At 71.5% G+C, this 13,864-nt stretch carries 14 protein-coding genes; 5 read left to right on the forward strand and 9 right to left on the reverse strand.

All coding sequences use genetic code 11. From position 1 onward, the window contains the following. Positions 1-63 precede the first annotated feature (63 nt). From ACFY2Z_RS40955 to ACFY2Z_RS40995, 9 genes are all read right to left on the reverse strand, one after another. Positions 64-567 carry a hypothetical protein gene (locus tag ACFY2Z_RS40955; protein WP_390749081.1) on the reverse strand — a complete coding sequence of 168 codons (504 nt, stop codon included), beginning with the start codon at positions 565-567 and terminating at the stop codon, positions 64-66. Positions 568-1,102: 535 nt separating this feature from the next. Continuing rightward, the gene (locus ACFY2Z_RS40960; protein ID WP_390749082.1) at positions 1,103-2,281 is read right to left on the reverse strand and encodes a hypothetical protein; all 1,179 of its coding nucleotides are present in this window, start codon (positions 2,279-2,281) and stop codon (positions 1,103-1,105) included. A 71-nt stretch (positions 2,282-2,352) separates the two neighbouring features. Then, entirely contained in the window at positions 2,353-2,970 is a 618-nt protein-coding gene (locus ACFY2Z_RS40965; RefSeq protein ID WP_390749083.1) for a hypothetical protein, read from the reverse strand. Beyond that, a complete protein-coding gene (locus ACFY2Z_RS40970) occupies positions 2,970-6,182 on the reverse strand; it encodes a DUF927 domain-containing protein (RefSeq protein WP_390749084.1) in 3,213 nt (1,070 codons plus the stop codon). The genes ACFY2Z_RS40965 and ACFY2Z_RS40970 overlap by 1 nt, the downstream gene beginning before the upstream one ends. A gap of 356 nt (positions 6,183-6,538) precedes the next feature. Then, complete coding sequence (locus ACFY2Z_RS40975; RefSeq protein WP_390749085.1) at positions 6,539-6,877, reverse strand: hypothetical protein; 339 nt, start codon at positions 6,875-6,877, stop codon at positions 6,539-6,541. 44 nt (positions 6,878-6,921) lie between these two features. Further along, the gene (locus ACFY2Z_RS40980; RefSeq protein WP_390749086.1) at positions 6,922-7,275 is read right to left on the reverse strand and encodes a hypothetical protein; all 354 of its coding nucleotides are present in this window, start codon (positions 7,273-7,275) and stop codon (positions 6,922-6,924) included. Positions 7,276-7,749: 474 nt separating this feature from the next. Beyond that, positions 7,750-8,259, reverse strand: coding sequence for a single-stranded DNA-binding protein (gene ssb / locus ACFY2Z_RS40985; protein ID WP_390749087.1), 510 nt, complete (start codon positions 8,257-8,259; stop codon positions 7,750-7,752). Between the two features lie 106 nt (positions 8,260-8,365). Next, positions 8,366-8,674 (reverse strand): hypothetical protein, encoded by a 309-nt coding sequence (locus ACFY2Z_RS40990; protein WP_390749088.1) that lies wholly within the window; start codon positions 8,672-8,674, stop codon positions 8,366-8,368. Beyond that, entirely contained in the window at positions 8,671-8,904 is a 234-nt protein-coding gene (locus ACFY2Z_RS40995; RefSeq protein ID WP_390749089.1) for a hypothetical protein, read from the reverse strand. The genes ACFY2Z_RS40990 and ACFY2Z_RS40995 overlap by 4 nt, the downstream gene beginning before the upstream one ends. Positions 8,905-9,039: 135 nt before the next feature. On the opposite strand from ACFY2Z_RS40995, the gene ACFY2Z_RS41000 reads away from it, so the two are divergent. From ACFY2Z_RS41000 to ACFY2Z_RS41020, 5 genes are all read left to right on the forward strand, one after another. After that, positions 9,040-9,303, forward strand: a complete 264-nt coding sequence (locus ACFY2Z_RS41000; protein WP_390749090.1) for a helix-turn-helix transcriptional regulator — start codon at positions 9,040-9,042, stop codon at positions 9,301-9,303. Then, positions 9,300-9,455: a hypothetical protein gene (locus ACFY2Z_RS41005; protein ID WP_390749091.1), complete on the forward strand. Its 156-nt coding sequence runs from the start codon at positions 9,300-9,302 to the stop codon at positions 9,453-9,455. The genes ACFY2Z_RS41000 and ACFY2Z_RS41005 overlap by 4 nt, the downstream gene beginning before the upstream one ends. After that, positions 9,452-10,615, forward strand: a complete 1,164-nt coding sequence (locus ACFY2Z_RS41010; RefSeq protein WP_390749092.1) for a hypothetical protein — start codon at positions 9,452-9,454, stop codon at positions 10,613-10,615. Before ACFY2Z_RS41005 ends, ACFY2Z_RS41010 begins: the two co-directional genes overlap by 4 nt. A gap of 122 nt (positions 10,616-10,737) precedes the next feature. After that, entirely contained in the window at positions 10,738-12,492 is a 1,755-nt protein-coding gene (locus tag ACFY2Z_RS41015; RefSeq protein WP_390749093.1) for a helicase HerA domain-containing protein, read from the forward strand. Positions 12,493-13,349: 857 nt separating this feature from the next. Then, a complete protein-coding gene (locus ACFY2Z_RS41020; RefSeq protein WP_390749094.1) occupies positions 13,350-13,529 on the forward strand; it encodes a hypothetical protein in 180 nt (59 codons plus the stop codon). Positions 13,530-13,864 lie beyond the last annotated feature (335 nt).

Genomic DNA, 13,864 nt, shown 5'->3' on the forward strand with positions numbered 1-13,864 from the left:
CGGGAACGGGGCAGGGCCCCCGCCGGCATCGTGCGGCGGGGGCCCGGTCGTTGGCGCTGGGGGTCAGTTGGTCGCGCGTGCGGTGTGCTGGACGAGCCACCCCCGCCACGGGTGGTGGGCCCCGGTCTCGGCACGGTCCACCCGCTCCGCGATGGTGGAGTGGTGCGTGTCGGTGGCCTCCCCGAGCTCCCGCAGGGACATGCGGGGGCGGCCCTCGGGGCCCCGCTCCCGGGCGTACATGAGGAGTTCGCCCTCCAGGGCCTCCAGGCGGTTGCGGAGCCGTCGCACGTCCCGCAGGGCGGCCCCGAGGCGGTCCCCGCTGATCTCCTCCCCTGCGCGCAGGGAGTCAACGGCCTGGATCGCGGTGTCCGCCTCGTCGGCCATGGTCCAGCCGTGCGTGTGGCCGGAGCGGAAGTGCAGCACGTAGGAGGTGGTTCCGTCCTGCCAGAACGTCGTGGCGCCGCTCCGGCCGCCGATCCGGTCGTCCGGTTCGGTGTCGGCATGGGTCAGGGTGATGCGGCCAGCGTGGGCCGCGTACTGCGGGAAGCGGTGGGCCTCGGTGGTCATGGGTCGGTCCTTCCTGGGCTGTTGGGCCCGGGGTGGGCCGGGTGGCCCCTTCCGTTGGTCACCCGGCGGGAGTGTCGGGGTAACCCGACACCTCGAATGTAGGGGGGCCCCGACACCAGGGGCAAGGGTGTGTGTTGGCCAACGGGAGTGAACGGGGGGCGCATTCGGTCCGCCCGGGGACGTTTCCGCAGGTCAGAGGCCCATTACGTGACCGTATCGGCCCCGATACCCATAGGGAACAAGGGTCGATACGTGCAGGGAAGTTGGGACGTTTCCGCAGGTCAGGGGCTCATTACGTGGGGGAAACGAGGTCGGGGCCGAGGGGGCCGACTCCGGCCCGGGGTGGCCGGTTTCGCGTTTCCGCTGGTCAAGTGCCGTATGCGTTGGGGTATCGGGGCCGGTACGCGGGGGAAAGTGGCCGCTTTCGCAGGGGTAACGGGGCGATACCTGGGGGGAGTCGGGGCCGAACCTTCCCCCTCGGGAACGCGACCGGGCCCCGCCCTCCCGAGGGGAGCGGGGCCCGGCGGTCCGGCGCCTACTCGGCCGGTTGCTGGTCCCACAGGTGCACGGTCTCTCCGGTGCGGAGCGGGGCCCCCTCGGGTCCCTTGATGTGGCCGGACACGATCCGGTCCTCATGCCGACAGCCGCCCTCGGCATGGGCCCGCGGATTCAGGCACGTTGACCGGCGGTAGGGCCGCACGGGCCACCGGCAGGACCATTGCGGCTCACGGCGGCCCGTACTGGCCTGCGCGTCGTCCTGCGCGGCCTGCGGGGACGGACGGTGTGCGGAGTGGACGCGCACGATGCGGACCGCGGACGAGGCGGTGACCCCCTGCCGGCGGTCCCGCTTCGCTCCGGCCCGGGCCCGGGGGATCTCCTCCACCTCGGCCCAACGGTTCTTGCCCTGCTGTCCCATGAGCTGCCATGCGGTGTAGAGCACGTGGGCCCATCGGTCGGTCGTGTCCGGCACGGGCGGCCCGAACGGGGCCCCCTCCCGGAGCAACATCTCGTTATCCCACCCGAGGGGCGGCCCGCTGGCCTCCCGGTTGGCATCGATCATCCCGGCCGTCATCACCATGCCGTCCCGCATGGTCCCGATCACGGTCTCGGGTGGCAGTCCGGAGAACAGTCCCCGAGGGCTGTAGAAGGTGATCCACACCCCCGACCAGTCGGCCGGGATCGCTCCGTACGACCCTGCGCCCCGGTGCAGCCAACGGACCTCCCCGCGGTCGAGGTTGACCTCCCCGGGGGTCCACACCGACCACGAGGCGGCCACGATCGGGGTTGTGATCACGGCGGACGCGTTGGGGCGGCCAAAGGGGGTGTTCGCCAGGGCGGCCCCCGCGTCCTCGGTGTATCCGCCGATCGGCTCCCCGAACACGATCAATCCCGACTCCGAGGGGAGCCGGGAGAGGGTCACCGGCTCCGTGGGCGGGGTGTGCGCGGCGGCCAGGGCAAGCGCGGTCATGTCCGGGGTGGCGTAGTACAGCTCTGCCGACTCCAGCCGCCGCCGCTCGCACGCCGTGAGCAGGATGGACCCCACGGACTCATCGGACGCGCCGATGCCGGGGACCGTGGGCACGATCGTGAACCGGCCCGCTTGCAGGGCGGCCCGCATCGTGGTCCGGGTCCGGTCGTCGTCCAGGTGGTCCAGCAACTCCGCGCGCCACTCGGGGAGCTGCTGCGGGTCGGGCGGGGTCCATCGGGTGGTCATGTGCGGTGTCTCCCTCGGAGGGTCGGGACGGACGAGCGGGGCCCCGCCCGGTCGGACGGGGCCCCCGGTGACTACTCCTCGAACCGGAAGTGTTCGATGTCCCGGAACCGGACGTTGACGCCGTACCGCTCGCGCATGGCCTCGGTCATGGCCTCGGCCGCCGCCTTACTGGCCGATTCTGCGGCACTGCGCGCCTCACTCACGGGCCGTTCGCGCATTTCCCCGTAGGCCCTCTCGATGGCCTCCCGGTTCGCCTTGCTCGGGGTCTGCGATCCACTCAGCCACCGGTCAAGGGTCTGCTTAGTCGCGGACACTCCAGCCTTGCTCATGGCCTCGTATCCCTTGGCTGTTTTGAAGAGCTGCCGGAATTGAGCCTCCCACCCCTTGGCCCGGTAGGTCGCGGCAGGTTTGGCGGTCCGCTGCTTTCCAAGGGCCTTGCGCGCTTTCTCTATGACCTTGCGGACTTCCCGCATCTTCTCCGGCTTGAGGCCCTCAACTCGGATACGGCGCACACCCTGGTTTCCAGGCTGATAGACCCCGGCCCATTCGACTTTCGCGCGAACGTCGACCTTGGACGGCTCCGCAGGGCGGTCCCAATCCGCGTACGCCGCTTCAATCGCCATGGCCACCCGCTCCGCCTCGGCATCCGAGTACGGTTCACCGGTGCCAGTGTCCCTCTTGCGCGCCATCACTCATCCCCCCAGACTTCCGCCTCGTCCTTGACCTTCCAGGTGCCGAACGCGCACCCGTCCTCATTCAGCCGGACCGGCGCGTCCGTGCCGGCGGTCACCGCCTCCAGGGCCTCGGCCGGGATCACCAGCTCGTCCGTGTCGCGGATCGCGAGGGGCAGCACACCCGCGGCCCGCACCTTGTCCGCCGTGCGCCAGATGGTGACCGACGCCTGATCCTTGATGGAGTGGACCCAGTCCACCCGCCGGGACTTGCAGTGCCACTTGCGGCCGAGGGCCCCCTCGGGGGATCCGGTCATGAGGCCCATGGCCATGCCGAACGCCACTTTCTGCACCGCGTAGGCGTCCGACTTCCGGCCGTAGGTCTCCAGCGCGTACCGGCGGACCTCCCCCAGGAGGTGGGCCCACTCGCGGAGCCGGATCGGTTCCCCGGTGTACGCGTCATGGACGAACGCGTCCGGCCACCGGCCGGCGGCCACGAGGTCCATGAGGAGCTGGAGTTTCGTCCCCGTGATCCACCACTCGGAGCCGACCGGGGCCCCCTCCAGCGGGGAGGGCATGTCGGTCTCGGTCCAGGGGTGGACCGTCACCCGGTAGTAACCGGGGTCAGGCTTGCCGGGGACCTCTCCCAGCTCGCCCCGGTGCCGCAGGGACCCATGGGCCACCGCGACCGAGGACACCGCCGAGGGCCACGAGGCGTTGCGGTCGAACACAACGGCGGTCCCGGTGAAGTCGGACCGCTCGAACGTCCAGCCGTCGCGGATCTGGACACCCTCGATCATCCCGGGACGCTCCGGGATCCACTTGGGCCACTGACCGGCCCGGCGGGGAGCGAACGGGCCGGAGCCGTCGCGGTCGCCCTCCAGCGGGGCCAGCAACCGCAGCTTGCCCGCCCACTTGCGCAGGGCCTCGTCCGCCTCGTCCGACTCGTCATCCATGGCGGACAGTGCGGCCTGCGCCTCGTCCAGGGTGGCCAGACGATCGGCAAGCGCCTGGATCTGCGGGGCGGTCCGCACCGACTTCCGGAGCCGGGCCGCCTCCAGGAACTCCGCGTGCGGTCCGGCCGGGACCGCAGCCGAGGGGGCCGCCTTCCTCTCCGGCCTGGAAGGCGGAACGTCACCCGAGGGGGCCGGTACGTCAACCGGTTCACGTACCGGCGGGGCCGGGGCCGCCTCGGGCCGCGGGGCCGGGACCTCGGCCGGGGCCTCGTCCTCGGGGAGGGGGAGGGCCGCCGCCTCGGCTCCGAGGGTGCCCGCGGGCCACCCGGACGAGGTGGGGGCCGGGACACACGTTGCGTGCCGTCCGCTCCCATCGTCCGCCGCCGGGTCCAGGGGGAGTCCGCACGGCTTGCCGAAGCTGTACCCGTTGCAGACCCGGGGGCCGGTCGCCGGAGCCGAGGGGCCGCCGTTGTCCGGGCCGCCCTCGGTGTCCTCACCCTTGCCGAACGCGGGGCCCGCCGCCTCCAGGTCGAACCGGTACAGCCTCGTCCCGAGGCCCTTGACCCCGCGCAGGACCCGCGGGGGCTTGGCCGGGAGGTTGCGCGCGTCCCCGGGGACGAGGACCCCGAGGCCCTTCATGCCGGCCAGGCCAGCGTGCAGCGTGTCCCCGAGGTGCGCGCGCTCCGCGACCTCCCGCAGCTTGCCCGGGATGAACCACAGTCGGTTGTCCCCGGTGGACACGAACCCGTGAACGTCGTTGCCGCGCTCTTCCATCCGGGCCCGGATGGTCCCGGCGGGGTCCCCGGCGCCGAGGTCGACCTCGGGGAACCGGTGGCCCTGCGCCATGGCCGCGGTGATGGCCTCCCAGAGCTGTTCGGCCGGGGTCAGGGCCGCCGAGGCGGACGACAGGAGGGCCGCCGGGAGCTGCCGGACCGCCTCGGCCTCGGCCACGTCCCCGCAGCCGTCGACACCGACCGCGGCACCGAGCAGATGGGCCCCGACCGCCCACAGCGCGTGGACCTCTCCGACCGTGCCCGCGATACCGCCGCCCTTGGGCGCGATCCTCTGCGTCACGGCATCGTGCGCGTCCTGGAGGGCGGCCAGGCCCTCGGCCGTGAACCACCCGTCACGGATGGCCCACTCCAGCGGCCACCCGTGGAAGTTGGACGCGGCCCGCTTGACCCACTTGGACAGGTGCATGCACCGGGGGGTGCCCTCGGGCACGGGCCGCCCGTCGCGGTCAACGTAGACGTTCGGCCAGAACGGGGCCTCCAGCTCGTACAGGCGAGAGGCCAGGTCCTCGGACTGCCCGGGCCGCCGAAGCGACAGGTTCGAGCTGGAGGACAGGACCGACCGCCACCGACCGAGGGAGGTCCCGCCGTTGCCGTCCGCGGAGCCCATGGCCCGGTTGGCGCCGCCGACCATGCTGGACATCATCTGTTCGGTCTTGGCCACCCCGTCGCCCTTGGCGCTGTTCTCCTCCAGGGCCAGGGGCAGGAACCGGGCCCGCCGGAGAATCTGCGGGATGCCCTGCGCGCTGGAATTCCAGGACCGGAGGATGCCCTCCTCGATCCGGCCGAACATGCCGGCCTGGACTTCCTGCGTGGTGGACTTGCCCTGCTGTCCGGGGCCGACGTGGTTCACGATGTGCGCGACCAGTCCGAACGGAGCGATCAGCGGCCCCGCCATGAACGAGCCGAGGGCCAGGAGCGTTTTCGGGTGGGCCATGGCGTGACCGAGGATGGTCCGCCAGACCTCCCGCGCGGTGTCCTCGTCTCCGGCCAGGGCCCGGTAACCGATGTTCTGCGTGTCCGCCTCGGGGAAGAACATCGCTCCGCCGTCCATGTACGGCACGGCGGTCACCTCGGGGGCCCGGTCGCGCGCCTCCTGACGGATCACCAGCGCGAACGCGAGTTTGGCATCACTCCCCGAGGGCCGTTCCTGGCCCACCTTCCCGGCCCACGTGCCGCGGTCCAAGTCGTCCTCGGAGACGACCACGCACCGCCCAGCCTTCCCGCGGAGCCGGTACTCGATGGTGGTGTCCTGGCCGTCCTCGTCCTTCTTCGTGACCCACCCGGTCACCGGGGGGACGGTGCCGACCGGTTCCCCGATCCGCACCCTCTGTTCCCCTACGGTCAGGTAGGACACCTGGAGGACCATGCGGTCCGAGGGCCGGAACCACCACTCGGTCTTGCTGATCTTGGCGCCGGGGATGCGGGCCGCCCCGGTCACCTCCCCTTCCTGGGGGGCCGCCTCGGTCAGGGTCTCGGTCATCGGTCCGCCCCCGCCCGCGACAGGAGGCGGTCCGCGTAGGACCGGGCACGGGTCAGGGTGGGCCACCCCGAGGACAGGAGGTCACCGGTAGCGGTGTGGACACCCCACCCGCCGCGACCGCGCACGGTCCGGCAGATCAGATAGGTGTCCGTCCCGTCCGTAACGGGAGTCACCCGGCCGGAGCTTCCGACCGGGGTCACACAAAGGGCCGTGGTGCTCTCGGGCACGTCACGGGTACTGTGGTTCATAGCGAATCCTTTTGGATCAGTGCCAAGCCCTGGGAGTGGTGTCCCGGGGCTTTCGGCATTCCTGGGGGTGCCTGCGCTGGTGACCCCCGCCGGAGCGGGGTGGTGTGGTCACGGGGCGCGGGCCGGATCGAACCGGTGGCACCTCCTCTGAGGGGACAGGGCAAGCGGGGCCGGGAGCGGGAGCGCTATCCCGACCGGTCGCAGGGTGAGGGTCCGCAGGAGGGCCACCAGGGCGGCCAGGTCGCGGCGGTTGCCCGCGGTGCGGACCGCACGGCGGAGGACGTCCCGCCATGAGCCGGGGATCGGCTGGAGGAACTTGGCCATCTCCCGGCGGCCCGGGAACGGGGCCTCGGGGTCACCGGTCATCTCTCCGAGGCCGGAGAAACGCCAGATGATGCCGAGCTGGTCATCGGAGTACCGGGACAGGAACCGGGTCTCGAAACTCATGGGGAACACCTCCTCTCGCGTGTCGTTGGTGTGGTGGGTACGGGTCAGACCTGGAGTTTCAGCGGGATCGTCAGGGCCTCGGCACTGACCGTTGCGCCGCTCGCCTTGATGGCCCGGAACATCTGCGCCAGGGCCACGCCGGCCGCGAGCGCCAGAGCTGCGGCGGCCACCAGGAGGAGCGCCTCGGACACGGGGATGTAGCGGGTCCGGCCGTGCCCCCCCTGCTCAACGACCGTCACCCCGCAGCGTCGAACGGTGTAGTTCACGGCCGGGTAGTCGCCGGTCGTGCGGGCCACGTCCGAGACAGGCACGGTCCCCTCTGGGGTCACGCGCCAGTCCTCGGGGACCGGGGGAGCCGAGGGGCCCGGTGCCGTTGCGATGGTCGCGGTAGCGGTCACGTCCCAACTCCTTTCAATAATCCGTATCGACGATCATAGGGCCCGTCAGTCCCCCTACGCCACAAGGTTGATGGGGGAACTTCCGGTGTGTCGGTCCCGGCCTGGAAGGCCCGTACGTCACCGATCCGGCCCGTACGTCAACCACTTCACGTACCGGCGGCCCCGAGGACCCGCGCACCTTCCCGGCCTGGACCGAGGGACGGTTCATGGAAGGCGGCCCGGCTTTCCCCCAGGGTGTGGGAAGAGCCGGGCCGCCTGGCCTGTCGCGGTCACCGTATGACGGGACCCCCCCGATACCGGAAGGTATCGATACGCGGTGTCAGACCAGCCGAGTCATGCCGTCCGGTAGGGGAGGCTCGGGCAATCCCTCTGCCTCGGCCGCGGCCCGCGCCTGGAGCCAGTCCCGGAAGTCGCGGACGGCACGGCGGTCCCCTTCGGTCAGCACGGTACGGGGGTCGTTCCCGCACCCGCCGGTTAGAAAGGGGGCTCCCCCTCGGGGCCCTGGCCTCCCCAACCGTTCCCGCCCTGGCCGCCGTTGTCCGCTCCGGCCGGGGCCGCCGGACGGGTCCGGGAGGCGGTGGCCCACGTCTCGTCACCCGGGGCCGCCCCGCTGCTCTTGGCCACCTTGGAAACCACCGCCGTGGCGAACGTCAGGTCAGGACCGACCGCGGACGCCTCGATCTCCCACCCGTAGCGCTTCTCTCCGGTCTTCGTGTCGTCCCAGGACCGCGACCGCAGGTCACCGAGGACCATGACCCGCATGCCCTTGGCCAGGGTCCCGGCCACGTTCTCGGCCAGGGTCCGCCATGCCGTGACGCGGTGGAAGTCGGTACCCGACTCCTTCCACTCCCCGGCCTGCCGGTCGTAGGTCCGCCGGTTCACCGCGACCTGGAATTTCGCGACCGCCACCCCGGACGGGGTGAACCTCAGCTCGGGGTCATCGGTCAGGTTGCCCACGATGGTGAGCGGGGTGCCGTTGCTCATGTTCTGTGTTCCGTTCTCTGTGGGCCCGGCCCATGCGGTGAGCTGCCGTTTCCGACAGCTCACCGCCGACTATGCCGGGCAGGATCTTGAATTCAAGGGGTGAGCGTCAGTGCTTCTGTCCCGACTGCATCTCCCGCCACATGCCGCGCAGGACGAGGATGCAGATGGTCACTGACACCGCCCCGACCGCGACCGCGACCGCCAGGAGTGCGGCGGCCATGGCCAGGAACGAGAGGGCCACCGCGCCACCGATGCCCGCGGCCACGTACGCGCCGATGGGCCGGGACGCCGGCACGGGGGCCGGTTGCACGACGGGGGTCCGGTCCGCGTAGGCGTAGAGGGGGCTTCCGTCCTCCCCTATGCCGATCTGACGCAGGACCACCGGGGCCACCGCGGCCCGCTGTTCGGTGCTCACCAGAACGTCCGGGCCGCGCGCTTGGCCGCCTTGGCCTCGATCTCCGCCCGGCGCTTGGCCTCCCGGATCCGGTCCTCGGCCGCCGTCCGCTCCGCGGCCTCCCGCTCGATGCGGTCAAGGGCCCGGTCTACGGGAGCCGTTCCCTTCCCCCGGGAGATGCGGACCGCACCGCGCGCCACGAGGGCGGCCATGCGCGCTTTCTCGCCTGCGGTGTACCTCGTCTCTGTCATGTCCCTACCTCCGACCTGCGTCACTGCGAAAGGGTGACGCGAGAGAATCGACACGAACGACGTTAGCACGCGCGATAGACACGCGATAGTGGAGAGGTTACCTTGATGACAGGCAAGCGAAAGGACGAGGTAGACATGAGCAAGATTCATGCGCTCCTGGAGGTGCAGCCACCGCAGGCCGCACGCCTTCCGGAGCCGTCCGAGCGTGAACGACTGCGCAAGGCGCAGGGCCTGACGCAAGCGCAGGTAGCGGAGGCCCTGGGGGTCACCCGAGGCGCCGTGAGCGCATGGGAGGCCGGTCGGTACGACCCGCGCGGAACCGTGCGGATCCAGTACGCCGAACTCCTCCGGCTCATCGCGGAGCGCCACCCGGCCCCGGACAAGGGGGGGACCCCATGAGTCGGCCCTCCGCTAACGTCCTGGGGGCCCTGGGGCGGAAGTTCACCGAGATAGAGGGTCAGCTCCCGCTCTTCGACCCCGAGGACGAGCCGGACACCGCAACCGAGGAACCGAACGACAGCACGAACGACCCCGAGAGGACAGCACAGTGACGATCAATCGGACCCGGGCCGCAACCGCGGGCCTACTCGCCCCGGCCTCCCTGGCCCTCGGCATGTCCGCGGACACCTCGTATCGGTTTCTCGGGGCCGCCCTGGCCATCACGGACCACACGGAACGGGCCCTCCTCTGCGGTGTCGCCGAGGCGGCCATCGTGGCCCTGACCATCTACGCATGGGCCACCCGCACGAAGGGCCCGGCCTACCTCGCTTACGCCGCGGTCCTCGTCCAGTCGATCCCGGCCTTCCGGGTCTCCGGCGCGACCGGCGGACCGATCCGGGTCATTCTCGGGCCCGTCCTCCTGGCCGTGATGCTGCACCTCCTGTTGGGCCTGGAGCTCCGCATGTCCGGCGGTCAGTCGGACGGCATCATCGGGGCCGCCCTGCGGGAGCTGCGCGAGCGCGTGACCGCGTTCCTCGGCATCGGCCGGCGCGGGGCCGACTCCGCAGCCATCGCCCGCAGCCGCGCAGCCGACCGGGCCGTGGATCTGGCGGACCTCGTGGCCGCCGCGACCGAGGGCACCCGGAAGCACTCCCGCCGCGCGGCCAAGTTGGCCGCCGCCATCGATGCCGCCCGTCACGGACTGGACCCCGCCGAGGCGGACGCAGCCGAGGCGGCCATCGTGGCCCGGGTAGTCCGCCGGAAGTCCGTCACGGGTCTCGCGACCATCGGTGTCCGGCACGACTGGACCGCCGCCCTGACCCCTCGGACCGCCGAGGTTCCGGCCCCCGCCGCCGAGGTTCCGGAACCTGCGGAACTTCCCGCCGCCGAGGTTCCGGCCGTTGTTCCGGCCGAGGTTCCCGAGGTTCCCCCGGTCCAGGTTCCGGCCCCCGCCGCGGAGGTTCCGCAGGTTCCGGCCGAGGTTCCGGCACTGACCCTCGTGACCGCCGACATCCCCCCGGCGCCCGTTCGTTCCGCTGATGTGTCCGCCCTGGTCAAGGCTGGTTCCGCTGATGTTCCGGCGGACCCTCAGACCCCGGCCCGAGGTTCCGCCACCCGCGCGGTTCGACAGCTCATCAAGGCCGGAACAACGGACCCCGGAACCATCCGGGCCGACCTGGAGGGCCGCGGACTCAAGGCCCCCTCGGACCGGTACATCCGGCGCCTCGTGTCCGAGGCCCGGAACAACAACCGGACCGGCGCCTATCTGTAGTTCCGCAGGTTCCGGAACCACCCGCACAACAGAACAAGGGACCCCGCCCAACGGAAGTGGGCGGGGTCCCGCGACCAACATCCCGTAACCCGTCAAAGTCACCGGGAGTGATCGTGCACAGCATGTCAGAAACTCGGACCGGATCGGCCATCGCGACCGCGTACCGGTTCGTCTCCGGCCACCACCTGGACGGCATCCACCGGTCCGACGCCGGATGGTTCAGCCGGGGGACGTACCCCCTCCAGGGGGCCCGCGCGGGCCGCTGGAGTCTCCTCTCCCGCGCGGAGCGGGCCGGTATCCGCCTCGGGTCCGCCGGGGCCGCCGCAGGGTTCCTCTGGACCCTCCAGGCCGCCCCCGAGGTGGCCGCGCAGGGCCTCCAGGCCGCCGCCGCCGGGGGCTCCGTGGCCCTCGGATACAACGGCTTGGAGGTGGTCCGCCGGGCCATCCACCACCGGGAGTGGATCCGGCCCCTTCACGTGGCCCTGGAGGGCCCCCTCGGCCTCCCCGAGGGCACCCTCCCCACCGCGTACATCCACATTCCCCGGGACTACCCGGAGCGGACCGAGGTGGGCCGCATCGACCTCCCGCCGGCATTCGTCGGGGTGGACGGTGGCCAGTCCACCATCCGCTCGATCGTCCGTACGAAGCTGGGGCTTTCGGACGCAACCGTGACGTTCAAGCTGGAGGGCCGCCGCCCTCACCTGGAGATCCGGCAGACCCCGAGGCCCCCGGCCAAGGTGATGTTCGCGGAGGACAGCGTGCGGGAGCTGGTCACCGCCGCCGCGGAGTCGGCCCCGCTGATCGGTGTGGGCCCGCAGGGCATCCGGGTCTCTGTCGACCTGGACGCCGAATCGCCTCACATCCTGGTCAGCGCCTCCACCGGCGGTGGGAAGAGCGTCATCACCCGCACGATGGCCGCGCAGATGCTCCACAACGGGTCTCAGCTGGTCGTTCTCGACTTCAAGCGGCACTCGCACAAGTGGGCCCGGGGTCTGCCGAATGTGGCCTACTGCCGGGATATCGAGGACATTCACGATGCCCTCGTGGCCCTCGGCCGGGAAGGACACCGCCGGAATATCGTCGTGGACGATTGGGAGGGGGAGGACGAGCCGGATGTGGGCCCCCGCCTGGCCCTCATTCTGGAAGAGGCAAACGCCACGGTCGCGAAACTCAAGCGGTATTGGTCCGCGACTCGCGAAAAGGCGGACCCCAAGGAATCCCCCGCAATTGATGCCCTGCGGGAAATTCTGTTCATGGGCCGCGCCGTGCGCATGCACGTTTTCCTGGTCGCGCAGTCCGCCACCGCGGCGGCCCTCGGGGGCCCGGAAGTGCGGGAATGCTTCGCTACTCGCATTCTCGCCCGGTACACCCGAAACGCATGGATGATGCTGGTCCCCGAGGTCCAGCCGATTCCCCGGTCCACCCGCCATGTCGGCCGCGCGCAGGTCGTATTGGGCGGGGTCGCGCACGAAACTCAGGTGACGTTCTTCACCGACTCCGAGGCCCGGGAGTGGGCAACCGCCGGCATGGTGGCCCCGGCCCCGGACCTCGGGGGCCTCGGTGTCACGTCACGCGCTCCCGCAGGGCCTCCCACCTCGGAGAATGGGGCTCCGGTGTCACGTGACGTGACGCCTACCCTGACCCTCGTGAAGGGGGAGGCGGCCCTCCCGCCGCGGCCCTCGGTCGCTCCGGAGGTCCCCCGGTACACCCTGGCCGCCGCGGCCCGGGAGGGCATCGTGCCTCTGTCCGCGGACGCGCTCCGGCAGGCCAAGCGCAGGGACCCGGAATTCCCGGCCGGAGTCGACGGGAAGTGGACCGCCGAGGAACTCCAGAAGTGGCACCGGAACCGGCCCGGGGCCGCTGAATCCATCGCCTAACCGACCCACAAAGGGCCCTCGTTTCCGATTGGAGGCGGGGGCCCTTTCCCGTTTCTACAATTCACCGCCAAACCGTGGGATCATCGAATGCAACCGCGCCAGCAACCGGCAGAAAGGGGGGTGACGTGCGAACCGTCCCCGTGCAAATCGTCTGTAGAAACTGCGCCAAGCCATACCGCACCACAGTCCGAGGCGGAAACACCCGTTGCCCGCACTGCCGGACCTCCCGACACGTGCGGATAGACCAGGAATGGGAAGGGCCGGTATCCCCGGGCCTCTCCGCAGCCGCCGCCCGGTCCGTCGAAATCGCCTCCCGGCCCCCGGTGTGGGTCGAATGCCGTTGCGGCCACCAGTGGCAGTCCAGGGCCCGCGACCGCATGACGATCCGGTGCCCGGAATGCGGCACCGGCCAGCGGGTCCCCTACCGGACTCACGAGAACACGGGGCCCGTCCCCGAGGGCCGCCGCCCGGTCCCGACTCCCCGGCCCTCCAGGGCCCGCCCGGAACCGGCCTGGAGGCCCGTCCAGGCCCCTGCGGACCCGTGGGCGGCCCCTCGGCCCCCGGTGGCCCCGGTGCGGCCCTCTGCGCCTCTGGCGGGGATCCTGGCCGCCCTCCAGGGCCGCAGTCGGCCCGTAGTCGCTCCCGCCGCTCCCCGGCCCGCAGCTCCCGCCCCTGCGGCCCGGCCGGCAGTCCCGGCCCCCTCGGTCCGACCGGCCCCGGCCGGAGTCCAGCCGATCGACCCGCAGACGCTCCCCGAGGCGGACCGCCGCCGCCGCAACGACGTGTGCCAGATCGTCCGGGCCCTCTCCGCTCCGCTCACGGTGTGGTTCAACCAACCGCCCGGCCTCTGTGAGGCCATGGACACCACGCAGCCGCGCGACCGGCAGCGCTGCCCGGCCACCGCGACCCATGCCGTCCGGTTCTACCTGGACGCCACCGAGGCGGACGCGTACACCTGCGCCGCGCACACCGGCCCCCTTGCCGAAACCGCGGCCCGATCGCAGTACGTGACCGCCGTGCCGTACCGGATCCGGTAGGCCCGTTTTCCGGTGACCGCGCCAGACCAGCAACGCTCATCGAAAAACCGCCGGGACGCTTTCTGGAAAGTGACACCGCGCCAGCAACCAGCGAAACAACAGGAAGGCAGCGCCCCCGATCGGTAATTGGAACTTGGCGCGGTCAACCAGCACCGTTTGTCAGTCCCGCGGACTACCGTTCGATCACCCCCCGCCATGGCCCCCAGCGCCTACCCTGGCCCGGCCATGGCCCCCGGCCCCCGCACTGTCCCCCCGGTGCGGGGGCCGCGCCGTGCCGAGGGCCGCCTCGTCCGCCTCGGCCCCGGCCTCGGTGGCCGCGTACGTCTCCGAGGGCC

The sequence above is a fragment of the Streptomyces sp. NPDC001222 genome (assembly GCF_042896945.1).
Lineage (GTDB): Bacteria > Actinomycetota > Actinomycetes > Streptomycetales > Streptomycetaceae > Streptomyces > Streptomyces gibsoniae.

Excerpts from the sequence above, each read along its gene's own strand:
- ACFY2Z_RS40955 (WP_390749081.1), bottom strand. The coding sequence starts at position 567 with ATGACCACCGAGGCCCACCGCTTCCCGCAGTACGCGGCCCACGCTGGC.
- ACFY2Z_RS40960 (WP_390749082.1), bottom strand. The coding sequence starts at position 2,281 with ATGACCACCCGATGGACCCCGCCCGACCCGCAGCAGCTCCCCGAGTGG.
- ACFY2Z_RS40965 (WP_390749083.1), bottom strand. The coding sequence starts at position 2,970 with ATGGCGCGCAAGAGGGACACTGGCACCGGTGAACCGTACTCGGATGCC.
- ACFY2Z_RS40970 (WP_390749084.1), bottom strand. The coding sequence starts at position 6,182 with ATGACCGAGACCCTGACCGAGGCGGCCCCCCAGGAAGGGGAGGTGACC.
- ACFY2Z_RS40975 (WP_390749085.1), bottom strand. The coding sequence starts at position 6,877 with ATGAGTTTCGAGACCCGGTTCCTGTCCCGGTACTCCGATGACCAGCTC.
- ssb (WP_390749087.1), bottom strand. The coding sequence starts at position 8,259 with ATGAGCAACGGCACCCCGCTCACCATCGTGGGCAACCTGACCGATGAC.
- ACFY2Z_RS40995 (WP_390749089.1), bottom strand. The coding sequence starts at position 8,904 with ATGACAGAGACGAGGTACACCGCAGGCGAGAAAGCGCGCATGGCCGCC.
- ACFY2Z_RS41000 (WP_390749090.1), top strand. The coding sequence starts at position 9,040 with ATGAGCAAGATTCATGCGCTCCTGGAGGTGCAGCCACCGCAGGCCGCA.
- ACFY2Z_RS41005 (WP_390749091.1), top strand. The coding sequence starts at position 9,300 with ATGAGTCGGCCCTCCGCTAACGTCCTGGGGGCCCTGGGGCGGAAGTTC.
- ACFY2Z_RS41015 (WP_390749093.1), top strand. The coding sequence starts at position 10,738 with ATGTCAGAAACTCGGACCGGATCGGCCATCGCGACCGCGTACCGGTTC.
- ACFY2Z_RS41020 (WP_390749094.1), top strand. The coding sequence starts at position 13,350 with ATGGACACCACGCAGCCGCGCGACCGGCAGCGCTGCCCGGCCACCGCG.